We start from the raw sequence: 24,988 nt of genomic DNA, 5'->3' as shown, positions 1-24,988 counted from the left end.
TCGCACTGGTGGCCGGGGGGCACGTAGTCGTCACCTCCGTCGCCCTCGGGCCGCTTGCGTGCGGGGAGCGGGTGACGCCCCGCCCGAGCAGTCGGGGCAGGGCGTCACCGGTGGGTTGTGCGGGCGAGCTCGTTCAGGTCATGTCGAGCCCGAACTTGCAGGCCAGGGTCTGATGATGGGGCTGACCCGCCTGGGTGTAGTCCGCCTCGCAGCCGGAGATGGGTGCTGCCACCTTCGCGGTGACCTTGAGCCGTACCACCGCGTACTTGTCGCTGAGTGCCCCCGGTTTGATGGTGTACGGGTGCCCGGCGTAGTTCGGGTACTTGTCGAGGTCCACGTCGCCGGCGGTGGGGTGGGTGGTCTCCTGGTAGCCCAGTCGGTAGCCGGGCGTGTCCTTCACCGAGTAGACCGCGTAGCCGAGGACCTTGACACCCGCCGGGATGTTGCGGAGCTTCACCCCCGTGACGGAGACGGCTTGCTTGGACGTGTTCCTCGTGAGGGGGAAGGCCATCCGGTAGACGTCGCCGACCTTCACGTCCGAGAAGCCGAGGGAACCGGATGTTCCCGGCCCCTCCGCCTGCAGCGCCGTCCCCGCCGTGACCCCGCCGCCGGTGGAGCCCGCGCAACCTGTCGCGAGGGCCAACAGGGCTGTCACGGCGAGTGCCTGGGCGCGGCCTCGGCCGCTAGAACGAGTAGATGACACCGGGGTTCCCCGAAATCTTGCCCTTGGCGCCCCAGATGTCGTGCTCCGAGCTGCCCGACCCCGCGGTGATTTTCTGGAAGTGCGAGTTGCCGTACTCGGTGTCGAGGCTGATCGTCACTCCGAACACCTTGGCGGCATAGCCGATGGTGATGGAGGTTCCCGAGGTGATCGTCACGTACTGCTTCTTGCCGAGGACCGCACGGTAGGACGGATTGGAGTTCCGGTACGCGCTCGCTCCGTCCTTGTTGCTCACATCGCCGCCGTACTTCGACACCGCGCCCCCGGCGGGAATGTCGTACTTGACCGGGAGGATGGAGTACGAGTGCGTGACCTTGTGGTTGGGGCAGGCGACCTGGTGGTCGACGTCCTGGTACTCGACCGGGATCTGGAATCGCTTGGCCCAGTACGGACCCTGGTTCGCGAAGCCCACGGCGTGGCCGGTGCTGCTCTTGCGCGAGACCTTTCCGGTGATGGACCAGTGTTCGCCGTCGACGCTGGTTGCCACGCCCCAGGTGCTGGACAGGGTGTTGTTGTACTCGAAGGCGGCGGTGGTGTCGTAGTACGCGTGCGCCTCACCGACGGAGGTGTAGTAGTCGTGCTGTCTGATCACGTGCTTGCTCGGCACGCAGACCGGCACACCGATCTTCGGCTTCACGGCGCTGTAGTCCACGCCGTCGGCCACGTTGGGATCGAAGGTGGCGGCCGAGGTGCCGTCCGCCGACTGCCAGGTGTTCATGGCCGTGTCGGAGGGGGTGTCGGCGGTGTCGACCAGGGTCGAGTCCGCCGGCGTCACCTGCGTCTCGTCCGTGTCGGGGTGGATCGCCACGGTGTCCGACGCCTCGGCACGGGCCGCGGCCGAGCCCTCCGTGGTCGCGGAACCGGTGGCCACGCCCGCGTCCACGTAGTCGGTACCGGTCAGCACGGTGCCGTCCGGGGCCTGACCGTAGAAGGACGCTTCCAGGGAGAGCACGCCTCCGTTGTCGTCCGCGTAGGTCTGCAGGCTGCTCGGGAGGGTCGAGGGCAGCGTGAACGACCAGCTGCCGTCCGCGGCTGTGGTCGCCGTGCCCACGGTCGTCGGCGTGATGGTGCTGCCGTCCGCCGGCAGTGCCTCGTCCACCGGGGTCAGGGTCACCGTGGCGCCGGCCAGCGGTGAACCGTTGCCCAGGGTGAAGACGCCCTTGACCGTGGCGGCGCCGGACACGGGGGCCAGGGTGCTCGGGCTGGGCGCCGCGGTGATCGTCGGCCCGCTGGAGGGCGGCGCCGCGGAGTCCGTGGGCTTGACGTCGGTGGCCGACGGTGAGGGCGAAGTGGTGGGGGACGGGCTGCTGGTGCTGCCGCAGCCGGGTGAGTCGCTCGTGCTCTGTGTGCAGACGGCATTGGCCGGCGACGACAGGCCCAGGCCGATCACCGCCGATGCGGCGACGACGCTCAAGGCGGTGGCCAGAGACAGACGTCTGCCAGATGTTTTGGTCATGAAGGAAATTCCCCGATTCCCCGATTTCACCGGCGTACCCCGCTTTGCGGGTCGCTCGGTGGGTCAAGTGAAGCCCCACGAAGTGCGGCTGAGAAACCCTGCGGGGACATGGCTGATCGCCGTTGACGCGCCCCCCGCCTCGCACCGCGCTGATCTGGTCGTTTGCGGCGTGACTGGAAGCTAGCCGGGCGAAACTTGAAAGGTCAATGAGCTTGGTGATCGCTTTACCGGCGAGATCAACTCGCTTTGCCGCCGAGCTCAAATCCACCTCAAGTCCTACGAAGGCCGGCGGATTTCACAGCCAGGGCCCGTCGGCTTCGAACAGCGGCGCGGAGCGGGGTTCCTCGACCTGCGAGGACGGCGAGTTCCAGGCCGACGGCGGGATCACCACCGTCAAGGTCACACCTCACGCAACGGACGAGACCTTCAACGACGCCCTGGCACGAATCTCCAACTGCGGCCGCTTTTCAGGCCATCGGGGTGAGAACTTCAGCCGTCGCATGCGCCCAAGGGCTCCCGCCGGAACGGGCAAGACGTCAGACTGTCGGTTACAGGGGCGCTGCGCATCGTAATCGGGGGACACATGGAAGGCGATGGCTCTGGAGACGTGGTGCTGGTCGTCGTGGCCGATCCGGAGGCCGACCCCGAGACAGCCGCGCGTCAGGCCCGCCGACTGCGCGCCGAGATCGCCGAGTTGGACGTCGAGTCGGTGCGGCACGCGCCGGGGACGGCAGCCCCGGACGGGGCCAAGGGCGCCGACCCGGTCACCGCGGGCGCGATACTCGTGGCACTGGGCGCGTCCGGCGGGATGTTCACCGTGCTCGTCGAGACGGTCCGGGACTGGCTCGGTCGACAGTCGGCCCGACATCGGGTCTCCGTGACCATCGACGGCGACACGATCGAACTGGAGCACCCGTCCGCGGACGAGCGGCGCGATCTGATCGACACGTTCGTTCGCCGTCACACCGGCGGCTGACCATGGCCCGGCGGGTGGCGCTGCTGATCGCCACGTACGACCACGAGGACGAAGGACTACGGCGGCTGACCGCCCCCGCGTACGACGCGGACGCGCTGGCCACCGTACTCAAGCATCCCGACATCGCCGGCTTCGAGGTCACCACGCTGATCAACGAGCCGCACTACCGCGTCGGTGAGGCCATCGCCGATCTCTACCGCGACCGACGGCGCGACGACCTCACCCTGCTGTACTTCACCGGCCACGGCCTCAAGGACGACGACGGCCGCCTCTACCTGGCGACGGCCAACACCCGGCGGGACAGCCTGCTGTTCACGTCGCTGCCCGCCGAACAGATCGACCAGGCCATGTCCGGCAGCATGTCCCGGCAGAACGTACTGATCCTCGACTGCTGCTACAGCGGCGCCTTCCCCGCCGACGGCCTGACCAAGGACGACGCCCAAGTGCACACGCTGGAACGGTTCCGGGGCCGTGGCCGGACCGTTCTGACGGCCTCCGACGCCACCCAGTTCTCCTTCGAAGGCGACCAACTGCACGGAAGCGCCGCCCAGTCCGTATTCACCCGGCACCTGGTGGCGGGTCTGCGCGACGGCAGCGCCGACCTCGACGGCGACGGCGACATCACGCTGGACGAGCTCTACAGCTACGTCCACGAACGGGTCGTCGACGAGAGACCCCAACAGCGCCCGAAGAAGCAGGACAACGTCGAGGGCCGCATCGTCATCGCCCGGAACGTCAACTGGTCCCTGCCGGCCCATCTCAGCCATGCCCTGACCAGCCCGATCGCCACCGACCGGCTCGCCGCCCTGGACGGGCTGGACCATCTGCACCGGATCGGCAACGACTTCGTACGACGCCGGGTCACCGAAGCATTCCGGCGCCTGGCGCAGGACGACAGCAGGCTGGTGTCGGCAGCGGCACGGACGCGGCTGGGGGAACCGCCGCGATCCGACGCAGACGCAGTGGTGACGATGACGGAGACGGAGTCTGAGCCCGGGACTCCGGTCTCAGCGGGGTCAGGGGTTCAGCGCGGTACTGGTCGAGAGCTGGGGCCCGAGCCCGGCATGGAACGCGAGCACGGGACGAGCCGACCGGAAGCGCGAGACGAGTCCGCCACCGAACCAGGGCCGGCGCCCTCAGCCGCCCCGGAGCCCGGGATCCCACCGCCGCAGAGCCCTGCCGCCCGGCTCCTGCAGGACGTCAAGATCCTCGGCGCCGAGGTGTGGCACCGGGCGCGGGACCGGGTGCTCGTCATACGACTCGCCGACGTCACCGGCATGTTCCCCCTCGTGGCCGCCGCCTTGCTGGTTGCCGCCGTCGTCCTGGACGTCCGCTCCGACTACGACCATCTCTCCAGCGGCCCCGGACGAGACATCCTCTGGTACGTGACGGCGATGGCCGCAGCGGCACTCGCGGCAGGCGTCTGCGCGTTCCTGCCCCGTACCAAAGAACTCATCGGGTCCGGCGTCATGCTCGGCGCGGCCGCCGCGTCCACGTGGGGACTGGTGTACTTCGCACTGCAGAAGCCCGACAGCAGCGAGGTGGCTTTCCGGCTCGTCCTCGCCGGCCACATCGTCCTCGCGTTCGGGGCCTGCGTCACCGTGTACGTGCTGCTGCGGAGCGGAACCGTCCGCTTCGAGTTCCGGCGGCCGAACAACCTGCGGACCTGGATCGCGACCTGCGTGGGCGGCATGGCCGCGGTGTCCGGCGCCGTGGTCCTCGCCGATGAGCTCTACCGAATCGCCCGCCGGTACGTCCTCCAAGGCGGCTTCGGCTACGCCGACCCGACGTGGCCCTACCTGGCGGCTGCCATGTCGGCGGTATGCGTGCCCCTGTGGGCGGCGGTGACGGCACCGCGCCGGTTCGGTCTGTCCCTGCTCGCCGGCTGGTTCGGCGGCGCCTGCGCCATCGCGCTCGTCACGTACACCCGGTACGACGACTCGCATCTCACCGTCGCCGTCTTCGCCGCCACGCTGTTGGCGCTCGCGGGTGCTGCCGTGCTCCTGGCCCGCCGCTCCACCACCGTCGACCTGGTGCGCCTGCGCCGCACAGTCCTGATCGCGGCCCTTGCCGGCATACCGCTGCTGGCTGCCACCGGCGGGGTCGTCGCCGACCGTCTCGCTCATGCTCCGGTGCTCAAGGCTTCGCCGTACTTTCTCGCCCTCAGCCCCGACGGCAGCCGCCTCTACGTCACGACCGCGCTGCGCGGGACGGGTATCGCGCCCGACCTGACGGGAGACAAGGCGCCGGGCCAGCTGGTGATCATCGACACGGCAACGAAGAAGGCCATGGGCAGACCACTCTCCCTGGGCAAAGGCCTGGCAGGGGTGGCGGTCGCCCATGACGGTGACTATGTATACGTCGCGAGCGTCGTGACCGACAGCGTGACAGTGATCAGCAGCCTGGAGAACACGACCGTCGGCAAACCGATCCCGGTTGCCGACCGGCCGACCGAGGTGACGGCCGCGGCGGACGGCCGACGCGTCCTCGTGCTCAATTCCGGCTCACACACAGCATCCGTGATCGACACGACGACAAACACGACCACCAGTCCCCCGATCCCTCTCGGCAAGAGCCTCACAGGTGCGGCAGTGGACCAGGACGGACGACACATCTACGTCAGCCACGGCAAGTCGGGAACGCTGTCGGTCATCGACACCGAGACGGGCAAGACCACCGAGAACCGCGGCACGATCGGCTTCGCCCCCGACAACATGGAGCTCAGCCCGAACGGACGTTACCTCTATGCCGTGGGAGGCACGGACCCCCGCGCCGACGGGCTGACGGTCATCGACACCACCACCGGTCAGACCACTGCGAGCGGCATCCCCCTCGACGACGGGCCGCACTTCGGCATGGCCTTCAGCCCGAACGGGCAGCGCGCCTACGTAGCGAACTTCTTCGGCACGAGCGTGTCGGCGATCGACGCGAACACGAACGCCGCCGTAGGCAGACCGATCCCGGTCGGCAGCGCCCCAGCGGCCATCGCGGTCAGCCCGGACAACCGTCTCGTCTACGTGGCACTCCCCTCGGACAGCAAGATCGCGGTGTTCAGGAGCGACAACCCTGACACCGTCTCGTTCATCGACATCAAGCCTCGCTGAGAGGCCTTGGGGTCGTCGACACCTGTAAGGCTGCTGGTCACGGTGTGCGACAGCCTCAGCCCGGACAGGGCCTTGCGCTGTCTCCGGTGAGCGTGGGACAGCAAGTCGGCGATCTGGTCCTGGGGCGCCCACGGATCCCGTGCGGCATCCCATTCGAAAGCGCCGTCGCAGCACTCACCGGCCAGGAGATCGGGTCGAAGCCCAACTCGTGCCGGTACGACCTGGCCAACTGCTCGAAGAAGGTACAGAAGGAAATCGACTGTCCTACCTGGGTGATCACCTGACGGCAATGGACCTCGGCAACTCCTGGGGAAGCCTGATGAGGTACGTGAACACGCGACACCCGGATATGTTTGACCGGATATGGCCGGGTCGGCTGAAGGAAAGAGCCCAAGCGGCCCGGAACCCGTGCCTCGCCGACGTACCGCCGTCGGCGAGGTGCAGTGTTTCCCGAATGCTTTGGTCGGCACGAGGCTGGAGGAGCCCCGACAGACTCATGGTCCGTCGGCCGTGGGTTCGATTCCCACTGTGAATAAACCTGTAGTCAAGGGCGCCCGGCGCATCTCGCCCAGTGCAACGCGGCGGCGGTCTCCGCGGCGATCAGGAGGGGAAGCGCCGAAGAGGAAATGACCAATGCGCAGTGCGTCCTGGCGATGCAGAGCAGCGCGACGGGTTGGTCGCGAACGGCTTTTCTCCGTCCTGGGCCGACCTCGCTGAAGATCAGCTTGGATTGGTGCATATCGGGCAGCGTGGCCGAATCTGGCTTTGAGGCGGACGCGATCACCGGAACGTTTCGTCGGTCCGGAAGGTACAGTCGTCGATGGGGGCAGGGGGGTGATCGGAGTGGTTGTGGGTCTGGCTGCAGGGTCTGTCGCCGGCAATGTGGCGAATGACATCATCTCGAATATCGGATCGATTATCGGGGGTTGGTTCTAGCCGTGACGTCCTGGACTGCTCTCGCAGGTTCCGCCGTTTTCGCTGCTTTTTCTGTCCGCTCCTGGGTGCAAACAGTGAAGTATTGGCGCGACCCTACGGCAGGCACGTCACCGATGGCTTTTTCGCGAATTCTTGGCCCGAAAGCGCGTCAAAGGCTCGAATCTGGTTCCGTGCTCAACGCCGTGTGCCTGAGTGGGTTGACGATCCTTTTGCTCGGAGGCGCCTGGATGCCGCCCGCGGGGAGTTCGGCCGCAGTGAATCCGGTCGCATTGGGAATTGCGTTCGCGGGGCTGATTGTTTTTCTCCTCGGACTCCTGGCGCAAATCTCTCTCGTGTTTTCCGGCCAGCCCTCGTTCGTGATCCCGAAACATGCCAGGGGAGAATCCCGCGAGGGCCGGAATCGTCGAGATGGACCTAATTCCGGCCGGTAGGTACCGACATCGGCGTCGTCTTACCGTGTGGACGGAGAACTGGTAGGGCGCATACGGCGCGGAGAGGCCTGTAGCGCATTCGTTCCGCCTGGTGCGCACACCGTGCAAGTGAAGATCTCCTGGTGTTCAAGCCAGGTTGTTTCGGTCGAGCTCGCTCCTGGAGCCGGAGTGTTCCTGTTCCGCCTGCGCGAGCCGGCACGTGCCGAGTTTCTCCGCTCGGCGACCGACCCTGCCCACCGGGACGAGCCGGCGGAGGAGTCGGACGCGCTCTGCGTGTTCTCGCCCGTTCTCGCCCGTTCCGAAGAACCCCGGTACGAGTTGACTCAGTGAGGCCGGCATCCCGCGGCGGAACCGATCGGCCTGTTGGCGTGCCCGACAGCGGTTCATCACGGGCACACCGTCCTGGTGGGGGCGTTCCGCCAGCGCCATCCGCTGGTGGACATACAGATCCAGGTCTCCGGATCCGGATCGGGGGAATCGCCGAGGACGTGCGCCGCGGCCGTCTCGACATCGGCGTCGTGGCCCTGGCCGCCACCGAGGCACACGACCTGGACCTACGGCAGTTCGCGACGATCCCCTACGTGGTGATCCTGCCGTCGGAGCATCCGCTGGCCCGGCGCGAACGCATCGCGCTCCAGGATCTCGCCCACGAGAACTTCGTCTCGGGCGCCGGCGGCTTCGGCTCACGCGCCGCCATGGACCGGGCCTTCGGCGAACTGGGCATCACGCGCCGCGTGTCCGTCGAGATCACGGACATCGCCTCGGCCGCGTCGTATGTGCGAGCCATCGGTGGCGCCGCCGTCGTACCCCGCTACGAGCCGGTGGACACGACCGGGGTGGTCATCAAGCCGCTGTCCGGACCCGCACCCACGCTCGGCCTGTCGTTCGCCGCCCGCGCGGGACGCGAACCGAGCCCCGCCGTAGGCGCCTTGCTGCAACTCAGCCCCAACTACACGCGCGACGACGGGAGGTTCTGAACGAGCCCAGCCGTCCTGAACGGTCGGCTGTCTTGCAACTCTCCTGTCCTCACGGGGATTTGAGCTCCTGCTTGGCCAACACGGCGAGCCACGGCCGCACTCGAAGAGGAAAGCGGCTGGCCGTCCGCGCCTCGTGGCAGCTACCTGACGTGGCGCGCGGGCCGCGTCGCCGCGTGCAGCGCGTACTCCAGGGGCCCGCGCCTGAAGTGGCGGGTCCACACGGTGGCCAGCAGGAGGGCGGCCGCGATGAACGCGAGCAGCACCGGCAGCCCGGCCATCGTCTCGTCCTCCACGACGGCCACGTACCGGACGTCGGTGAGGAGCCAGAGGGCGACGATGTGCAGGACGTAGACGGTCAGGGCCATCGTGCCGGCCGCGGAGACGGGTGTCAGGGACCGGGTGAGGCGGGGCATCCGGCCGGCGACGGTCAGGCAGACGGCCAGCACCGCGAGGGCCACGCCCGTGTTGCCGACGATGGAGAAGGTCGTCTGGCTGTGCGGTGCGGCCACCAGGAGCCAGGCGAGCGGGGTGCCGTTGCGGGGTTCGCCGACCGTGTCGGACCACCAGGCCGACGACGCCGAACCGCTGCCCGTGGCCGAGGCGACGGTGGTGAGCGCGTGCGGGACGAGGTGCAGGGCCAGCCAGGAACCGCCGTAGCCGAGGACGGCGAGCGCGCCGCCGGTCAGGGCGAGCCGGGTCCGGATCCCGGGCCGGGTGAGGTCGAGCCGGGCCACCGCCATGCCCGCGATCAGGAACGGTGCCCAGGTCAGGGCCGGGTAGTCGCCGGTGAACAGCAGCTCTACGACGCCGTCCGTGCCGCTGATCCGGGCCAGCGGGTCCGCCTGGACGACGGCGTCCGCCCAGGCGCCCGCCTCGATGGACTTCCGTACGGCGTAGAGGAGTTGGGGCAGCGCCAGTGCCCCTACGGCGGCGACGAGCGCGAGCGTCGCGGCGCGCAGCCGGTGCAGCGGGAGGACGGCCAGGAAGAGGAGGCCGTAGCAGCTGAGGATCACGTCGACCTCGGTGTCCAGGGCGGTCAGCGCGTAGCCCAGGGCGAGGAGGACCACGGCACGGATCGCGACCCGGGTCATCGCCTGGCGTCCGGCACGGCCGGTCCGGGGGTGGGGGCGGCCGGTGATGATGATCAGCGAGAACCCGGCGAGTACGGCGAACAGGGCGGAGGAGCGGCCTCGTGCGGTCTCCAGCAGGAAGCCGACGGGTCCGCCGACCGTGACGTCGGGGCCGACGTGCGCGGAGTACATGCCGAGGACGGCGAGTCCGCGTGCCAGGTCGACACCGATCAGGCGTCCGGTCGTTGGAGCGTCGGAGGGGACCGGCTGCCGCTCGGGTAACGCGGCTGCCGGTGCGGTCGGCGATGCGTCGTGTGTCATGCCCTCAGGATTCGCGGGCCGCGGGGACCCGCACACCCGGCAGCTTTCCGGACCGGGCCCGCCGACCGGCCGGAACCGCACCGGCCGACCGGACGGTCCCAGTCGACGAACGGTAGGCAGGAACAGGGCAGTTGAGGAGCGCAGCGCACATGATCCGTGTCCTGGTGGTCGACGACGAGGCTCTCGTCCGCACCGGCTTCACCCACATCCTCAACGCCTCGGACGACATCGGAGCGGTGGCGGCGGTGCCCGGCGGCCAAGCCCTCAAGGCCGTAAGGGAGTTGAGTCCCGATGTCGTCCTGCTCGACATCCGGATGCCCGACGTGGACGGGCTGACCGTCCTGGCCGAGCTCCGCCGGCTGCCGGACCCTCCCGTGGTGGCCATGCTGACGACGTTCGACACCGACGAGTACGTCGAGGCGGCGCTGCGCTCCGGCGCCGCCGGTTTTCTCCTCAAGGACACCGACCCCGAGCAACTGCCGTATCTGATCCGCACGTTGGCCGAGGGCGGGACCGTACTGTCGTCGCAGGTCATACGTACGGTGGTGGACAGCTTCCTCGACCAGGGCGGGCGTGAGCCCTACGCCGTGCGGCTCGTCGACCGGCTGAGCGGGCGCGAGCGTGCCGTCCTCGTGCTGCTGGCCGAGGGCCTCTCCAACACCGACATCGGCGACCGGCTCCATCTGAGCAACGGCACCGTCAAAGGCCATGTCAGCGTCGTCTTCGAGAAGTTGCGGGTCGACAACCGGGTGCAGGCCGCGCTGATCGCCGAACGGGCCGGGCTGCTCAAGCCGCCCGAGGACGGAGCCGACCGATGAACTCCCCACGTCCGCCGGCCCTGTTGCTGGACGCGCTGCTGGTCGGCGTCGCCCTGCTGGACCTGTGGGTGAACTTCGACAGCGACAACCACCCCGCCACCGCCTACGGCCTCCTCGCCGCCCTGGCTCTCACACTTCGCCGCCACCGCCCGCTGCTCGCCTTCACCCTCACGCTGCCCTCCGCCCTGATCGGCGACGCGGCGTTCGCCACGATGGCCGCGCTGTACACCCTCTCCTCGCTCTGCCGCCACCGCGCACTGCTCGCGGGCTGCGCGCTGGCCTTCGCCACCGTCGACTTCATGCCCTGGCCGTGGACGTCCCTCGATGTCGACGAACTCGACGAGACCTACAGCCTGGTCCACCTGACCTACACCCTCGCCACGGCCGCCGCCCCGGTCTTCCTCGGTCAACTCGTCCAGGCCCGGCGCGAGTTGACGATTCGGCTCGCCGAGATCACGGAGGCCCGCGAGCAGGAGCAACTCCTCAGCGCCCAGGCCGTGTTGGCGAAGGAACGTGCCCAACTCGCCCGCGAGATGCATGACGTGGTCTCCCACCAGGTCAGTCTCATCGCCGTCACCGCGGGCGCGCTCCAGGTCGGCAGCCCGGACGCCGAGGCGAGAGCGGCCGGGGCCACGATCCGCCGGCTCAGCGTGCAGACCCTGGAGGAGCTGCGGCACATGGTGGGTGTCCTGCGCGCCTCCGGCAGCCGTCCCACCGAACTCACACCCCAGCCGTCCCTCGCCGATCTGCATCAACTGATCGACGCCAGCGGCATCGAGACCCGACTGGAGACCGACCTGCCTCACGGACTCCCGCCCACGCTCCAACGCGCCGTCTACCGCACGGTCCAGGAGGCGCTCACCAACGTCCGCAAACACGCCCCCGGCGCCACCGCGACTGTCCGCATCCACCACCGTGACGGCACCCTGCGCACCACCGTCACCAACACCGCCGCCACCCGCCCCGCACTCCCGCTCCCCGGAGCCCACCACGGCCTCGTCGGCCTGCGCCAGCGCGCCGCACTCCTCGGCGGCACCATCACCTCCGGGCCGACGACCGACGGCGGCTACGAACTCCACCTGGAACTCCGGTCCGACGACACGGTCCCGGAGAGCGGCCTCACGTCGTGAGCAGAGTCCAGGGATTCGGCCGGGCCAGCGCCAGTCGCGGCTTGCGCGCGGCCCAGTGCCGTACCGCCGTCTCCAGAACTGCCCCCGGATCGTGGACCGTTCGCGTCGGTTCGAAGGGTGTCGACATGCTGGTGTAGCTCTGGAACATGGCCAGCAGCTGGACCGCGTGGTGCTGGAACGGGGACAGGTACTGGTTCGCGAGGGGCAGGAAGAAGCGGTTCCAGGTGCTCGTCGGGACGAACGGCGGCTGTTCGATGGGGGCGGCGCCGTGCCGGGCGCGGAACTCGTTGAGGGTCCGGCAGGCGATGTCGATCATGGCGGAGAGGCGCAGACTGCCACCGCCGCCCGCGATCACCTCGACATGCGGGGCGGCCGGGGGCGGGGGAGCGGCGAGCACTGCCGAGGCGACGGCTTCCGCCACGTCGTCGACGGGGCTGATCTCCGCGTAGCCGTCCGGGTCGCCGACGACGACGGCGGCGAGGCCGGAGACCAGGGCGTGGACGATCGTGTACGGCCCGGAGAAGCGGGCGATCCGCCCGTCGTCCCGCTTGCCCACGATCAGCGGCGGCCGGACGATCGTCAAGGGCCCGTCGTGTTCCTCGCGCGCCAGGGACTCGCAGGCGGCCTTCGACCACTCGTAGCCGTTGCGGTATCCCTCGAACTCCGGTCCCCGCAGGTCTTCTTGGGCCCGCACCCCGCCCACGTACGCCGTGGAGACATGGACGACAGGGTGTCCCGGTCGGCAAGGGCGAGCACCGCACGCAGCGGTTCCACGTTGGCCGCCTGCGCCTCCACCCTGCTCATCGTCCAGCGGGTGGAGGCGGCGGTGTGCACGATCACGTCCCAGTGCCCGGACAGGTCCGGCGGTGCCGGCTCGCTCCCGATGTTCCAGGTCGTCACCGCCGCGTCCGGTGCCCGCCGGGCCACCCGGGTGAGCGGTCAGGGGCAGGCGGGATCCGCGCGCAGCCGGTCGACGACTTCGGTGCCCACCACACCGGCGGCGCCGGTGACAAGGGTTCGCATGCTGTTGACCGTTCCGTGAGTCGGGGAGGGAAGAGGAGCGGCGGCGGGTCACCCCGGTGGCACCAGCACCAGGCACGCGTTCTGACCGCCGAAACCGAAGGAGTTGGAGAGCACAGGACCGCGCGCGATCGTGCGGCGCCTGCCGATCACCACGTCCACCAGGTCGGCCTCGGGGCTGCCGAGCGTGTTCGCGATCGCCGGTACGACACCCCGGTCGGCGCAGAGCAGGCCCAGCAGCGCCTCCAACGCGCCTGATCCGCCGATGAGATGGCCGCTCATGCCCTTGACGGCCGTCAGGGGCGGCGACTGTCCCGCGAAGCACCGGTGGATCGCGGTCGCCTCCGCCCGGTCGTTGAGCACCGTCGACGTACCGTGCGCGCTGATGTGCCCGATGTCGGCCGCTGCGAGCCCGGCGTCCGCGATGGCAAGCCGCATGCACTCGGCCGCCGTGGCCGCCTCGGGGGCCGGTGCCGCGATGTGGAAGGCGTCGCAGTTGGCCGCGTAGCCGGTGATCTCGCCGTAGATCCTGGCGCCCCTCGCGAGGGCCAAGTCGCGTCTCTCCAGGACGAGTACGGCGGCGCCCTCGCCCATGACGAAGCCGTCGCGGTCGGTGTCGAAGGGGCGGCTGGCGCGTCCCGGTTCGTCGCCGCGCCGGGACAGGGCCCGCATTTTGGCGAAGGCGCCCACGATGGTGGTCGGGTCGAACTCCGCCGGGCGGTCGTACTGTCGCGGGTCACGGTTGGCGGCCCCCAGGAACACCGGGGCGATCCTGCCGAGGGGCGCGGGCACCCCGCCGACATCGAGCCCCTCGCCGAGCGGTACCCGGGCCGCGTACTGGACGGGGGATTCGAGCCGTAGCACCTCGTCGGTGAAGCCGGCGGCGGGAATCCGGCCGCTGCGCAACTCGTCGGCGGCCAGGGGGTGTTGGGCGGCGAGCGCGACGGCGTTGCCGAGCAGATTGACCGTGGTGTCGAAACCGGCCACGAGCAGCAGCACGAACATCGACAGCATCTCGTGGTCGCTGAGGCGGGGGTCCGTTCCGTCCGCCGCCGAGGCCGAGGCCAGCGCGCTCGCCAGGTCGTCCCGCGGATCCGCGCGGCGCCGGGCGGCCAAGTCCCGGAAGTACTCGACGAGTTCGGCCACCGCGAGGTCGGCCGCCAGTACCGCGTCCGGGGGCGGGGCGAGTTCCAGAGTGAGCGTGAGGGCGGACGCGGCGGCGCGGAACCTCAGCCGGTCCTCCTGCGGCACGCCCATCAGCTCGCAGATCACCCCCATCGGCAGCCGGGACGCGAAGGCCTCCATGAAGTCGACGCCGCCGGAGGGGCCCGCGTGTCCCGGCATCCCGTCGAGGAGGGCGTCCACCTCCGCAGCGATCAGCGGTTCGAACGACGGAATCCTGCGACCCGCGAAAGCCGCCCGGTTCGCGCGTCTCCCCGCCCAGGATCCCGAAGGCACGGTCACGCGTCAGCCGTTCCGCCTCCTGGTACCCGGTCACCAGCAGGACCCCGTCCCCGGCCGGCACGACGGGCCCGAGCGCCCGGGCCCGCTCGAACAACGGATAGGGATCGGTCGATCCCTCGTCGGTGAGCAGCCCTCCGAGGATCGCGGCGGCGGCGGTGTCCGTGGCGGTGTCCGAAGTGCGGTGCGTCATGGCCCCCTGGTGGCGGGAACAGGGTGAACGGTCGCCGCGACACCTCCGTACCCCCTGACATGACCCCCCAGACACAGACACCACAGCCCACCCGAGGACACGCCTCCCGCCTCCGTCGTGGCGCCGCGCTCGCCCTGCTCCCGTTCGCCGTGGCGTGCGGTGGCGGTGAGGGCGAGGGTGCGGAGGAGCGCAAGCGGGTGGCGGCCGTGACCGCCGCGCCCGAGGCCGGTGTCGTCGCCCCGGCGAAGGTCGAGGTGATCGCCGGGCTGACCGGGTGCACCGCCGAGATCCGGATCGAGGCGGAGGAACTGCGTGAGGGGCAGTGCCGTACGAAGCAGGGCGAGTACCGGATCACCACGTTCCCGGAGGAGCGGTTCAAGGTGACCTGGCTCGACACCGCGGCCGTCTACGGCGGCAAGTACCTCGTCGGCACCCGCTGGGTCGTCAGTGCGCGGCCGGAGCTGCTGGAGGGTTTCCGGGCCCGACTCGGCGGCACCGTACAGGAGTTGAGCGGTGTCGGGCCCAAGGCGTCGGCCTCCTTCGGACCCACGGTCTCGGCCCCCTGAGTCACCCCTCCACTCACCCCTCCACACAATCCTCCGCTCACTCCTCCGTGCGGAGGTGTCCCAACACCTCCGCCAACGGCAGGTCGAAGCGGTCCTTGTCGCCGTCCCACCGGCGCAGCACGCTCGCCGCGCCCTCCGCCACCTCCGGTGGCAGTCCCGCCGCGCGCAGGGTCGCCGCGATCTCCTCCAACTCCGGTGCCCAGCGCCAGGCCCTGGCGGCGACGCTCGGCAGCTGATCGGTCTCGGCGAGGATGTTGGACGTCAACGAGCCTGCCTCCAGGGCGAGTTCGGCCGCCACGCCATGGCTCGCGGCGAGCGCGTGCGAGACGGCGGCCAGTACCCGGGCCGACTTCTGGTACGAGGCGTACGACATCTTCAGCGCCGACGCGGCACCGATCCCGGCGTCGAGGGGGCGGGCCAGGACCCGGGTGTTCTCGAACAGCGCCGCCACCCTGGCCACTTCCTTCCCGTCGCCGCTCAGATAGAGGCGCGGGGCGCTGCCCGGTCCGGGCGGGCCGCCGACGATCGAGCCGTCGAGCATCGGCACGTCGCGCTCCGCGCACGCCGCCGCGATCCGTCTCGTACGGTCCGGGCTGATCGCGTTGGCCTCGACGTACACGCCCCGGAAGGGGTGCGCGAGGACCTCGTGCGCCACGTCCTCCGCCGCGTGCGGAGGGCACACCGACAGCACGAAGTCGCTTGCCGCCAGGGCGGATCGGAGGGACTCGGCCGCCTCCAGGCCCACGTCCCGGGCCCGTTGGAGACTGGCGGCGCCGCGGCCGGTGGGGACGTACAGCACCCGGGCACCCGCACGGGCCGCCTGGCCGCCGACTTTCGCGCCCATGGCGCCGGGGTGCAGAAGCGTCAACGTGGTCATGGGCCCACGTTAGGCGGGACCCATGACCGGGTCCGGTGCGCGGTGCCGACAACCAAGCGCGGGCCATGACTTGCCCTCCGTAGGCCCCGCCTTACTGAAACATTCAACCAATGGATCTTCGGGACCGGCAAAGGGCTCTACCCGCATAGATGATCCCGGTGCTGTCATGCTCACGACCGCCCGGAATCCCTGCCGGGCACCACTACGGGAGATCCCCCCCATGCCCCGAATATCCCGCTCCGTGGTCACCGCCCTCTCCTCCCTCGCCCTCGCCGCCGCCGGCCTCACGGTCGCCGCCGGCACCGCGCACGCGCAGAGCTGCAGTCAGGCCTACCTCCCGCTCCCCGACCCCAGTTGTCAGCCCGGTGCTTTCAACCCGGACGTCACCCAGTCCACCATCGACACCACGATCTGCGTCTCCGGGTGGACCGCGACCGTCCGGCCGTCCAGCTCCTACACCACCGCGCTGAAGAAGACGCAGATCGTCGAGTACGGCTACACCGACACCAGCACCTCGGACTACGAGGAGGACCACTTCGTCCCCCTCGAACTCGGCGGCTCCCCCAAGAGCGCGCTCAACCTCTGGCCCGAGCCGGAGTACGGCACCAAGACCGCCGCCAACAAGGACACCGTCGAGAACAAGCTCAAGAAGGCCGTCTGCGCCGGCACCGTCACGCTCTCCCAGGCCCGGAACGCGATCCTCACCGACTGGACGACCGCACTGTCCGACCTCGGCCTGAGCTGAACCCCTCGCCCGTCTCAGGGGCCGGTCTCCTCCTCCGGGAGTAGCCGGCCCCTCGCCGCTCCTTCTCGGGAGGCAGACCAAGTGCCTCCCCAAGGGCGATGTTCTTGGGAGTCGCGAGGAAGAGTGTGGGGCATAGGAGAGGGGCATAGGAGATATGAGCCTCGGGAGGGCGCCATGAACCGACAGATCCGTGTTCGCGTGATTCGCCGGCCCGTCACGCCCCGCGACGACACCATCGACCGCAGGACGCCGTCGGGGCGGATCCTGCCCTACTGACCCGAGCGGCCCCGCCTCACAGAGGCGAGCGCCAACTCACCGTCGTGCCACGGCCGTTGTACACCCTCAGCCGTACGGCGTCGCGGCCGTCCGGCAGCGGATTCGTCACGTCGACCGTGATCTCCAGGCGGGCGGCGCCGGGGTCGGGGGACGCGGCGGCCAGGGCGCGGCGCAGCGCGGCGAGGAGCCGGGTCGCCACCCGGTCGGGGACGAGCGTGTCCACCGGGCCCTTGAAATGGGTCGAGGGCCGGCCCGCGAAGCCGGCCGCCGTCTCCCGAAGTACCCTGCCGCGCAGGCCGGTCGGAGCCTCCGCCGGTGGCTGCTGCAGGGCGAAGATCGCCGTGCGGACCTCCTGGACCGTCGACTGGAGTTCGTCGACGGCGCGCCCGATGGCCGCGTGGGCCGGGTCGGCCGGTCCGCCCCTGCGCTGCGCGGACTCCAGCAACATGCCGGTGGCGAACAGCCGTTGGACGACCAGGTCGTGCAGATCGCGGGCGATACGGTCGCGGTCCTCGTAGACGGCGAGGCGTTCCCGGCGGTGCCGGGCGTCGGCCAGGACCAGGGCGAGGGCGGCCTGGGACGCGAACTGCGTTGCCAGCGACCGCTCCACGGCCGTGTAGGGGCGGTCGCCCGGGCGGCGGGGGAGGGCGAGCGTGCCGATGAGACGGCCCTCGGTCTGGAGCGGCAGCATCATGCTGGGGCCGAACCGGTGCCGTACATGCGTCGTCATGCGCGGGTCGGTCGCCGAGTCGTCGATGAACACCGGTTCGCCGCCCAGGAGTTGGACCAGGACGGGGCTGCCGGGCGCGATGGTCGTGCCGACGATGTCGCCCGGGTCCTCGAAGGTGGAGGCGGTGACGATCTCCATGCCGCCCGCCTCGGTGGGTTGCAGGATCACCCCCGCGTCGGCGTCGGCCAGGGCCCGGGCGCTCTCGGCGACGGTCAGCAGCGCGTCGGCCGCCCGCTCGCCGGTGAGCAGTGCGGTGGTGACGGCCGCCGCGCCCTCGATCCAGCGCTCGCGCTGCCGGGCCGTCTCGTAGAGGCGGGCGTTGCCGATCGCGATGCCGGCCTGCGCGGCGAGGACGTGCAGGAGTTGTTCGTCCTCGGCGGTGAAGGGGGCGGCGGGCCGCTTGCCGGCGAGGTGGAGGTGGCCGAAGACCTCGTCGTGGACGTGGATCGGCACGCTGAGAACCCCTGTGGGCGGTTCGGGCGGGCCGGTGCGGATCTCGGTGAGGCCGTCCGCCCCGGGGTCCGTCGTGCCGAGCGCCGCGTACCGCGCGCCGGTCAGCTCGGCGGCGCCGTCCACGATGTGCTGGAGGGTGGTGCGCAGTTCGAGCTCGGAACCGACGCTCAGGACGGCTTCGAGGAGGCGGGAGAGGTCGGGGACGCCCGCGCGGGGGTCGGCCGGTTCCGCGCTCAGGTGCTCGCCAGCGGGTTCAGGACCAGCGGCTCGATCTTGCCCTCCAGCATGTAGCCCAGGCCCTGTACGGCACACACGTCCGGCCGCTCGGCGATGTGCACCGGCATCCCGGTCGCCGCGCGCAGCATCTGGTCGAAGCCGGGGAGCAGCGCGCTGCCGCCGACCATCATGATCCCGCGGTCCGCGAGGTCGGCCACCAGGTCGGGCGGGCAGTTGCGCAGCACCCGGCCGATCCCGTCGAGCACGGCGGTCAGCGGCGTCTCGATCGCGTCCCGTACGGCCGCGGTGTCGACCCGCACGGAACGCGCGAGGCCGCTCGCCACGTCCCGCCCGTGGATCTCGGTGGTGGTCGGGCCGTGCGGGGTGAGACCGTTGCCGGACAGCGCCAGCTGCAGCGGTCGTACGGACTGGCTCGGGAGCATCAACTCGTGCTCGTGGCGCAGGTGTTGGACGATCGCGTGGTCGACGGCCTCGCCGCCCACCGGGATGCGTTCGGCGGTGACGATCGAGCCGAGGGAGAGCACGGCGACCTGGGTCGCGGCGGCCCCGCACACCATGATCATGGTGGCCTCGGGCCGCTCCACCGGGAGCCCGCAGCCCACGGCGGCGGCGATCAGCGTGTCGACCAGCTCCACCCGGCGCGCCCCGAGCCCGACCAGCGTCTCGATCGCGGCCCGCTGCGCCAGCGGATCGGCGTCGTGCGGGGTGCAGGCCGCCGCCCGCAGCCGGGGCTTGCGGCGCAGCGCGCGGCGCACCTTGTCGCCGATCAGGTGCCGGAGCATGCGCTGCGCCATCTCGATGTCGACGACCGTGCCGCCGGAGACCGGCCGGACGACCCGGATGTAGTCGGGGGTGCGGCCCGTCATCTTCTCCGCGAACTCTCCTACGGCGATCAGCGCGCCGGTCCGCGTGTTCACGGCGGCGACGGACGGCTGGTCGACGACGAGCCCGGCGCCCTTGACGTAGACGCGGGTGCGGGCCGCTCCGAGGTCGACGGCGAAATGGCAGCGTCGCAACTGCTCCAGGCTGACGGTCATGGAAGGTTCTCCCGAGAGCGGACCGGGGCGTCGCCGGGCGGCGGGCCTCTTTCGCATCGTGCGGGGGCGGGGCAGTCGGCGCGCCTTGTGGTGGGCCGGGCGGGGTGCGGCTGAATGGGTTATTTGTCTGTTATGTCCCAAGTAAATAACGCATAAAGAGTGCCGGAGGATGTTCTCATGGCCGCCCGCCGCTCACACGGGCCGGGTCCTGATCACCCCCAGCTCCGCCAAGTCCTCGGGACGGACGCGGAGTTGGTCCGCCGTCCGCTCCGTCTCCGCCGGCGCCCGCTTCAGGATCGCGGTGGCGAGCTCCGGGGCGATCACCGAGAAGTAACTGTCCGGCGTGGCCCAGGTGTTGCCCGGCGCGGCCAGCGCCAGCGCACCCCCGGAACCGCCCTCACCGATCAGCAGCGTGGTGACCGGGACCCGCACGGACGCCACCGCGCCGAACAGGTCCGCGATGGCCGCCCCCGCGCCCTGCCGCTCCGCCTCGGCGTCGTTCGCCGCGCCCGGCGTGTCCACCAGCGTCAGCACCGGCACCCCGAGCCGGTCCGCGAGCCGGATCAGCCGCGCGGCGGTCCGGTACCCGGCCGGCCGCGTTGCCGTCCCGGCCTGCGCGGCGAACGCGATCGTCCGCCCCGCCCGCTCCCCGAACCCGCACAGCATGCCCGCGTCCGTGCCACCGCACCGGTCCCCGCCGATCGCCAGCCGGTGGGTGAAGTAGTCGTCCAAGTAGCGCTCGGCGCGGGGGCGTTGGGGGTTACGGGCACGCTGCACGGCTTCCCAACCGGTGGCCGGTTGGTCGGCCGAGGTGCGCTGCACGGCCTCTTGTGCGGGCGCCGGTGGGTTCTTCGCGCCGCAGGCGGGTGACGGGTCCTCCAGTGTGTTCGAGGCGTGCTGCACGGTCCCTTGTGCCGGCACCGGTGGGGCGTCCGCGCCGTGGGCGAGTGCCGTGTCTTCCCGCGCGGTCGAGGTGTCTTGCGCGGGCGGCCGCGGGTCGGTCGCGCCGACAGCGGGCGCCGAATCCTCCCGCCCGGCCGTCGGCAGACCCGACGCGCCCAGCGCCGCAGGCACCGGCGCCTGCCCGACCCACGGCGTGGTCAGCAGCCGCAGCCACCGCCCCAGGGTCTCCCGCAGCTCGCCCGGTCCCACGATCGCGTCTGCCGCGCCCGCCGCCACCTGGGCCTCGGCCGTGTACGCCGACGGGTCCGCGTCCGGTGGGCGCACCCGGGAGCCCGCGAAGCCGACCTGGGCGCCGGGCAGCGCCAGGACCACATCCGCGCCCGCGCCCAGCGTGGCCCAGCCGCCGCCCGTGGTCGGGTCCCGCAGCACCGCGATCTGCGCGAGCCCGGCCTCCCGGGTGAGCACCGACTGCCGTGCCACGCGCTGGAGTTGGGTCAGGGCGATCATGCCCTCCTGCATCCGGCTGCCCCCGGTGGCCACCAACGGCACGACCGGCAACCGGTGTTCACGGGCGTACGTGTAAGCCGCCTCGATACGGTCCCCGGTGCGTTCGCCCAGTGAGCCGCCCAGGAAGCCGAACTCGAAGGCGATCAGCACCGCCCGCGTGCCCCCGACCGCGGCCGTACCGCACACCACCGACTCCGACTCGCCGGTGCGATCGGCGGCACGGGCCCGCGAGGCGTCGTAGCCCTCCCAGGCGAGGGGGCCGTCGGGCCCGGACTCCCGTACGGGGTGGGGGAGTTCGGCGAAGGTGAGGTCGTCCGCGACGAGGGCCAGGGTCTCGCGGGCGGACAGGCGGTCAGTCATGGGTCAGGGCGCGCTTGAGGATCTTCCCCATGTCGTTGCGGGGGAGCGCGGCGAGGTGGTGGACGACACGGGGGCGCTTGTGCGGGGCCAGACGGCTTGCCACATGGTCGGCCAACTCGGCCAGTTCCGGCGGGGACTGGGGGTCCGCCGGTACGATCCAGGCCACGATCCGCTCGCCCAGGTCGGGGTCCGGTTCACCGGTGACGGCGGCCTCGCGTACCCCGGGGTGTTCGAGCAGCGCGTTCTCGATCTCGCCCGCGCCGATCTTGTAACCCCCGCTCTTGATCAGGTCGGTGGCCTTGCGGCCGACGATCCGGACATAGCCGTCGGGGTCGCGCACCGCCATGTCGCCGGTGCGGAACCAGCCGTCGGCGGTGAAGGCCGCGGCCGTCGCGTCGGGCCGGTTGAGGTACTCCGTGAACAGGTTCGGCCCGCGCACCTGGATCTCGCCCACGCTCTCGCCGTCGGGCACCGGAAGGGGCGTGCCGTCCTCCTCGACCAGGCGCAGTTCGACGCCGGGCAGCGGGACCCCCACCGTCCCGGCGCGCGGCTCGCCGTCCGCCCGGACGCTCGTGTTCATGAGGGTCTCCGTCATGCCGTAGCGCTCGATCACCCGGCGCCCGGTCGCGGACGCGATCCGCTCGTGGTCGTGGACCGGGAGCGCGGCCGAACCGGAGACCAACAGCCGTGCCCTGGCAAGGGACTTGGCGAGTCCGGGGTCGTCGGGGAGGGTCTCCGCGATGCGGTGGTACATCGTCGGGACGCCGAACAGCATGGTCGCGCCGTCGTTCAGCTCCCGCGCCACGCCCTCCGTGCTGAACCTGCCCAGGTGCCGCACCGAGCCGCCGCGCCGCAGCGGGCCCAGGATGCCCAGCACGAGACCGTGCACATGGAACAGCGGCAGCCCGTGCACGAGGACGTCGTCGCCGGTCCACTGCCAGGCGTCGGCGAGCGCGTCCAGCGTCGTGGCGATCGCCCGGCGCGGGAGCACGGCACCCTTGGGCGGGCCGGTGGTGCCGGAGGTGTAGACGACGAGGGCGGGGTCCTCGTCGCCCGGCGAGACGGTAGGACCCCCGCCCCCGGCACCCCGCACGTCGACGTCGACGCGCTCCAACTGCCGTAGGGCGGGAGCGAGTTCGTCGCCGGGTGCGGCCAGTACCAGGGCAGGCGCGCTGTCGGCCAGGATGTGCCCCAGCTCCTTGTCGCCCGACTTCGGGTTGAGCGGCACCGCGGCCACCCCGGCCCGCAGTGCCGCCACCACGGCGACCGCCGTCTCCAGCGAGTTGGTGGCCCACACGGCGACCCGGTCGCTGCCCGTGCACCGGACCGCGAGGGCGTCCGCCGCCGCGCCCAGCTCCGCGTACGTCAGGGACCGGTCACCGAACCTGAGGGCGGGCTGCTCGCCCGGGTTCGTCAGGGCCGGGAAGAGGGTGGACACGCGGTGCACTCCTTGGACGTCGGGGCAGTGGTCCCCGGCGTCGGGGACACCCCCGTTCCTACACCACGTCCGCCACCACACAACTGATGTTGTCCGGACCCCCGGCCGCGTTCGCCGCGTCGACCAGGGACCGCACCGTCTCCTCCGGGTCCCGGCCCGCCGCGAGGAGTTCACGGATCCGGTGCTCCGGTACGACCCCGGTCAGGCCGTCCGAGCACAGCAGATAGCGGTCGCCGCGGCGGGAGTCGTGGAGCTTCAGGTCGGGGGCGCCGGTGGTCAGGGCCTTGAGGAGCAGGGAGCGCTGCGGGTGGGACCCTGCCTCCTCGGCCGTCAGCCGGCCCTCGTCGATCAGCGACTGGACCACCGAGTGGTCGTGCGTGATCCGGAACAGCCCGCCCCCGCGCAGCAGATACGCGCGCGAGTCCCCGATGTGCACGAGCGCCAGCTTCGAGCCCGTCCACAGCAGCGCGGTCAGGGTCGTGCCGTTCTCTTCGGGATCGGCCACGTCACGGACCGCGTCGGTGGCGCCCCGCACCGCCTCCTCCAGCAGGTTGAGCACATTGCCCGCCGACACCTCCTCGGTGTCCAGGAACCGCAGCGCCTCCACCGCCGCGCTGCTCGCGGGCCCGCCCGCCGGACCGAACCCGTCGGCGACCGCGAGCAGCCGCGCGCCCGCGTAGGCGGTGTCCTGGTTGGTGGGGCGGACCTGCCCGCGGTCCGAGTGGGCGGAGTAACGAAGTTCGAGCATGGTGGTGTCCTTTCCGGGTACGGCCGCCGTGGCCGCGAGATGGTCGACGAGGAACCCGGCGAGATCCCGACGCTCCGCCGTCTCCGCCTCGACCCGCGCCCAGAAGGCACGGATCTCACGGGCGGCGGCGGCCGGTTCGAGGGCGCACACCTCACGGATCGAGGCCAGCGGCATCCCCAGCCGCCGCAGCCACGCGACCAGCCGCGCCCGCTCCAGCTGCTCGACCGCGTAGTACCGGTATCCGGTGTCGGGGTCCACCCGCGCGGGCCGCAGCAGCTCCAGCTCGTCGTACAGCCGCAGCGCCTTGGGCGACAGCCTGCACGCCCGCGCGAAGGCCCCGATCGTCAGCATGCTCATGCATGCCCCCTGTCTCTCCGGGTCTCTCCGGTTCCGCCACCGATGCTGGGGCTTCACCAATGGGGAAGGTCAATCCGGTTGCCCCGGTTGCGCGGGCCGTGGTTACCCTGCCGAAACGATCTACCGCCGTACGAAGCTGGAGGCTCCCGTGCCCCGAATCGCGCTCGCCACCTACGACCCCGGATCCGAGCCCAGCAAGGACCGCGACCTCCCGGTGCTGGTCGAGGCGCTGCGGGCGGCCGGGGCGGAGGCCGTAGCCGCGCCGTGGGACGACGAGGGGACCGACTGGGGCGGCTACGACCTCGTCCTCATCCGCTCGACCTGGGACTACAGCTGGCGGGCGGCCGAGTTCGTGGCCTGGGCGGAGCGGGTCGGCAAGGCGACACGGCTCGCCAACCCGGCGCAGGTCGTGCGCTGGAACACCGACAAGCGCTACCTCGGCGTCCTCGCGGCGGCCGGCGTGCCCGTCGTACCGACCCGCTATGTCGCCGCCGGCGACCCGGTCGACCTCCCCGACGACCACGAGTACGTCGTCAAGCCGACCTCCGGCGCGGGCGCCCGCTTCGCCGCCCGCTACACACCCGACGAGCACGAGACGGCCGTACGACACCTGGAGCGCATGCACGCGGAGGGGTTCACCGCGATGGTGCAGCCGTACCTCACGAACGTGGACGTCAGCGGGGAGCGGGCGCTGCTGTTCTTCGGCGGGCGGTACGTCCACGCCTCCCGGAAGGGCGCCGTGCTCTCGCGGGGCACGGCCTACGACGACGACAAGGTGTCCCACCCGGACCTGGAGCCATGGACTGCCACCGACGTCGAACTCGCCGTCGCCGAACGGGCGTTGGCCGCCGTACCGGACGCGCCGGAACTGCTGTACGCGCGCGTGGACCTGGTGGACGGGCCGGACGGACAGCCGTGCGTGATGGAACTGGAACTGGTCGAGCCGAACCTCTTCCTCGATCTGCATCCGGGGTCGCTGGCCGCGGTGGTCGACGCGGTGCTCGCCGCCGCTAGTAGCTGATCGCCGTTCTCTGGAGCAGGCCCCAGGTGAACTCGGCCGCGCACCGGTGTCGTACGCCCTGTCCGTCCGGGGCGGTGAAGGCGAGGCCCCAGCGGGTGGGGGCCGTGCCCTCCAGGGGG

Annotated in this window: 22 protein-coding genes; 11 read left to right on the top strand and 11 right to left on the bottom strand. The window is 71.0% G+C overall.

Annotated features, from left to right (window positions below; all coding sequences use genetic code 11):
* Positions 1 to 133: 133 nt before the first annotated feature.
* Together JHN45_RS14820 and JHN45_RS14815 are read right to left on the bottom strand one after the other, a co-directional pair.
* The gene (locus JHN45_RS14820) at positions 134 to 655 is read right to left on the bottom strand and encodes a hypothetical protein (protein WP_201049300.1); all 522 of its coding nucleotides are present in this window, start codon (positions 653 to 655) and stop codon (positions 134 to 136) included.
* A gap of 28 nt (positions 656 to 683) precedes the next feature.
* A complete protein-coding gene (locus tag JHN45_RS14815; RefSeq protein WP_200710027.1) occupies positions 684 to 1,904 on the bottom strand; it encodes a hypothetical protein in 1,221 nt (406 codons plus the stop codon).
* 10 nt (positions 1,905 to 1,914) lie between these two features.
* Between JHN45_RS14815 and JHN45_RS14810 the strand changes: the two genes are divergently transcribed.
* From JHN45_RS14810 to JHN45_RS14790, 5 genes are all read left to right on the top strand, one after another.
* On the top strand, positions 1,915 to 2,361 hold the full coding sequence (locus JHN45_RS14810; RefSeq protein WP_200710026.1) for a hypothetical protein: 447 nt from the start codon (positions 1,915 to 1,917) through the stop codon (positions 2,359 to 2,361).
* Between the two features lie 399 nt (positions 2,362 to 2,760).
* Positions 2,761 to 3,153, top strand: coding sequence for a hypothetical protein (locus JHN45_RS14805; protein WP_201049299.1), 393 nt, complete (start codon positions 2,761 to 2,763; stop codon positions 3,151 to 3,153).
* A 2-nt stretch (positions 3,154 to 3,155) separates the two neighbouring features.
* Complete coding sequence (locus JHN45_RS14800; RefSeq protein WP_201049298.1) at positions 3,156 to 6,257, top strand: beta-propeller fold lactonase family protein; 3,102 nt, start codon at positions 3,156 to 3,158, stop codon at positions 6,255 to 6,257.
* Positions 6,258 to 7,726: 1,469 nt separating this feature from the next.
* Entirely contained in the window at positions 7,727 to 7,954 is a 228-nt protein-coding gene (locus tag JHN45_RS14795) for a hypothetical protein (RefSeq protein ID WP_201049297.1), read from the top strand.
* Positions 7,955 to 8,112: 158 nt separating this feature from the next.
* A complete protein-coding gene (locus JHN45_RS14790) occupies positions 8,113 to 8,601 on the top strand; it encodes a LysR family transcriptional regulator substrate-binding protein (RefSeq protein ID WP_201049296.1) in 489 nt (162 codons plus the stop codon).
* A gap of 140 nt (positions 8,602 to 8,741) precedes the next feature.
* Here JHN45_RS14790 and JHN45_RS14785 read toward each other — a convergent pair whose 3' ends face one another.
* The gene (locus JHN45_RS14785; protein WP_201049295.1) at positions 8,742 to 9,992 is read right to left on the bottom strand and encodes a DUF418 domain-containing protein; all 1,251 of its coding nucleotides are present in this window, start codon (positions 9,990 to 9,992) and stop codon (positions 8,742 to 8,744) included.
* 149 nt (positions 9,993 to 10,141) lie between these two features.
* Here JHN45_RS14785 and JHN45_RS14780 point away from each other — a divergent pair, with 149 nt between their 5' ends.
* Both JHN45_RS14780 and JHN45_RS14775 read left to right on the top strand, forming a co-directional pair.
* Positions 10,142 to 10,810 carry a response regulator transcription factor gene (locus JHN45_RS14780; protein WP_201049294.1) on the top strand — a complete coding sequence of 223 codons (669 nt, stop codon included), beginning with the start codon at positions 10,142 to 10,144 and terminating at the stop codon, positions 10,808 to 10,810.
* Positions 10,807 to 11,940, top strand: a complete 1,134-nt coding sequence (locus tag JHN45_RS14775; RefSeq protein WP_201049293.1) for a sensor histidine kinase — start codon at positions 10,807 to 10,809, stop codon at positions 11,938 to 11,940. Before JHN45_RS14780 ends, JHN45_RS14775 begins: the two co-directional genes overlap by 4 nt.
* On the opposite strand, the gene JHN45_RS14770 is transcribed toward JHN45_RS14775, so the two are convergent.
* Positions 11,930 to 12,634: an SDR family oxidoreductase gene (locus JHN45_RS14770; protein ID WP_374195618.1), complete on the bottom strand. Its 705-nt coding sequence runs from the start codon at positions 12,632 to 12,634 to the stop codon at positions 11,930 to 11,932. The genes JHN45_RS14775 and JHN45_RS14770 overlap by 11 nt on opposite strands.
* Before the next feature lie 24 nt (positions 12,635 to 12,658).
* Here JHN45_RS14770 and JHN45_RS54700 point away from each other — a divergent pair, with 24 nt between their 5' ends.
* A complete protein-coding gene (locus tag JHN45_RS54700) occupies positions 12,659 to 12,982 on the top strand; it encodes a hypothetical protein (protein ID WP_374195617.1) in 324 nt (107 codons plus the stop codon).
* A 29-nt stretch (positions 12,983 to 13,011) separates the two neighbouring features.
* Here JHN45_RS54700 and JHN45_RS52960 read toward each other — a convergent pair whose 3' ends face one another.
* Entirely contained in the window at positions 13,012 to 14,424 is a 1,413-nt protein-coding gene (locus JHN45_RS52960) for a beta-ketoacyl synthase N-terminal-like domain-containing protein (RefSeq protein WP_307783109.1), read from the bottom strand.
* Positions 14,425 to 14,673: 249 nt separating this feature from the next.
* On the opposite strand from JHN45_RS52960, the gene JHN45_RS14760 reads away from it, so the two are divergent.
* Entirely contained in the window at positions 14,674 to 15,180 is a 507-nt protein-coding gene (locus tag JHN45_RS14760) for a hypothetical protein (protein WP_200710018.1), read from the top strand.
* 37 nt (positions 15,181 to 15,217) lie between these two features.
* Here the strand turns inward: JHN45_RS14760 and JHN45_RS14755 are convergent, their stop codons facing one another.
* Positions 15,218 to 16,057 carry an NAD(P)-dependent oxidoreductase gene (locus JHN45_RS14755; protein ID WP_201049292.1) on the bottom strand — a complete coding sequence of 280 codons (840 nt, stop codon included), beginning with the start codon at positions 16,055 to 16,057 and terminating at the stop codon, positions 15,218 to 15,220.
* 220 nt (positions 16,058 to 16,277) lie between these two features.
* Between JHN45_RS14755 and JHN45_RS14750 the strand changes: the two genes are divergently transcribed.
* Positions 16,278 to 16,802, top strand: coding sequence for a hypothetical protein (locus JHN45_RS14750; RefSeq protein ID WP_200710016.1), 525 nt, complete (start codon positions 16,278 to 16,280; stop codon positions 16,800 to 16,802).
* A 292-nt stretch (positions 16,803 to 17,094) separates the two neighbouring features.
* On the opposite strand, the gene JHN45_RS14745 is transcribed toward JHN45_RS14750, so the two are convergent.
* The 5 genes from JHN45_RS14745 to JHN45_RS14725 form a co-directional block, all read right to left on the bottom strand.
* Positions 17,095 to 18,498 (bottom strand): GAF domain-containing protein, encoded by a 1,404-nt coding sequence (locus tag JHN45_RS14745; RefSeq protein WP_374195619.1) that lies wholly within the window; start codon positions 18,496 to 18,498, stop codon positions 17,095 to 17,097.
* Positions 18,495 to 19,535: a rod shape-determining protein gene (locus JHN45_RS14740; protein ID WP_200710015.1), complete on the bottom strand. Its 1,041-nt coding sequence runs from the start codon at positions 19,533 to 19,535 to the stop codon at positions 18,495 to 18,497. Before JHN45_RS14740 ends, JHN45_RS14745 begins: the two co-directional genes overlap by 4 nt.
* 192 nt (positions 19,536 to 19,727) lie before the next feature.
* A complete protein-coding gene (locus JHN45_RS14735; RefSeq protein ID WP_201049291.1) occupies positions 19,728 to 21,305 on the bottom strand; it encodes a carboxyl transferase domain-containing protein in 1,578 nt (525 codons plus the stop codon).
* Positions 21,298 to 22,743, bottom strand: coding sequence for an acyl-CoA synthetase (locus tag JHN45_RS14730; protein WP_201049290.1), 1,446 nt, complete (start codon positions 22,741 to 22,743; stop codon positions 21,298 to 21,300). Before JHN45_RS14730 ends, JHN45_RS14735 begins: the two co-directional genes overlap by 8 nt.
* A gap of 58 nt (positions 22,744 to 22,801) precedes the next feature.
* Complete coding sequence (locus JHN45_RS14725) at positions 22,802 to 23,848, bottom strand: MerR family transcriptional regulator (RefSeq protein WP_201049289.1); 1,047 nt, start codon at positions 23,846 to 23,848, stop codon at positions 22,802 to 22,804.
* 148 nt (positions 23,849 to 23,996) lie between these two features.
* Between JHN45_RS14725 and JHN45_RS14720 the strand changes: the two genes are divergently transcribed.
* Positions 23,997 to 24,869, top strand: a complete 873-nt coding sequence (locus tag JHN45_RS14720) for a RimK family alpha-L-glutamate ligase (protein ID WP_200717275.1) — start codon at positions 23,997 to 23,999, stop codon at positions 24,867 to 24,869.
* Positions 24,870 to 24,988: the final 119 nt, after the last annotated feature.

The organism is Streptomyces sp. MBT53, assembly GCF_016654115.1.
Lineage (GTDB): Bacteria > Actinomycetota > Actinomycetes > Streptomycetales > Streptomycetaceae > Streptomyces.
This window is presented reverse-complemented; position numbering and strand designations above follow the sequence as displayed.

What these genes read in the sequence shown, in the direction of transcription:
- JHN45_RS54700 (WP_374195617.1), top strand. Translation starts at nt 12,659, where the DNA reads ATGGACGACAGGGTGTCCCGGTCGGCAAGGGCGAGCACCGCACGCAGC.
- JHN45_RS14780 (WP_201049294.1), top strand. Translation starts at nt 10,142, where the DNA reads ATGATCCGTGTCCTGGTGGTCGACGACGAGGCTCTCGTCCGCACCGGC.
- JHN45_RS14800 (WP_201049298.1), top strand. Translation starts at nt 3,156, where the DNA reads ATGGCCCGGCGGGTGGCGCTGCTGATCGCCACGTACGACCACGAGGAC.
- JHN45_RS14750 (WP_200710016.1), top strand. Translation starts at nt 16,278, where the DNA reads ATGCCCCGAATATCCCGCTCCGTGGTCACCGCCCTCTCCTCCCTCGCC.
- JHN45_RS14805 (WP_201049299.1), top strand. Translation starts at nt 2,761, where the DNA reads ATGGAAGGCGATGGCTCTGGAGACGTGGTGCTGGTCGTCGTGGCCGAT.
- JHN45_RS14760 (WP_200710018.1), top strand. Translation starts at nt 14,674, where the DNA reads ATGACCCCCCAGACACAGACACCACAGCCCACCCGAGGACACGCCTCC.
- JHN45_RS14785 (WP_201049295.1), bottom strand. Translation starts at nt 9,992, where the DNA reads ATGACACACGACGCATCGCCGACCGCACCGGCAGCCGCGTTACCCGAG.
- JHN45_RS14740 (WP_200710015.1), bottom strand. Translation starts at nt 19,535, where the DNA reads ATGACCGTCAGCCTGGAGCAGTTGCGACGCTGCCATTTCGCCGTCGAC.
- JHN45_RS14755 (WP_201049292.1), bottom strand. Translation starts at nt 16,057, where the DNA reads ATGACCACGTTGACGCTTCTGCACCCCGGCGCCATGGGCGCGAAAGTC.
- JHN45_RS14725 (WP_201049289.1), bottom strand. Translation starts at nt 23,848, where the DNA reads ATGAGCATGCTGACGATCGGGGCCTTCGCGCGGGCGTGCAGGCTGTCG.
- JHN45_RS14735 (WP_201049291.1), bottom strand. Translation starts at nt 21,305, where the DNA reads ATGACTGACCGCCTGTCCGCCCGCGAGACCCTGGCCCTCGTCGCGGAC.
- JHN45_RS14775 (WP_201049293.1), top strand. Translation starts at nt 10,807, where the DNA reads ATGAACTCCCCACGTCCGCCGGCCCTGTTGCTGGACGCGCTGCTGGTC.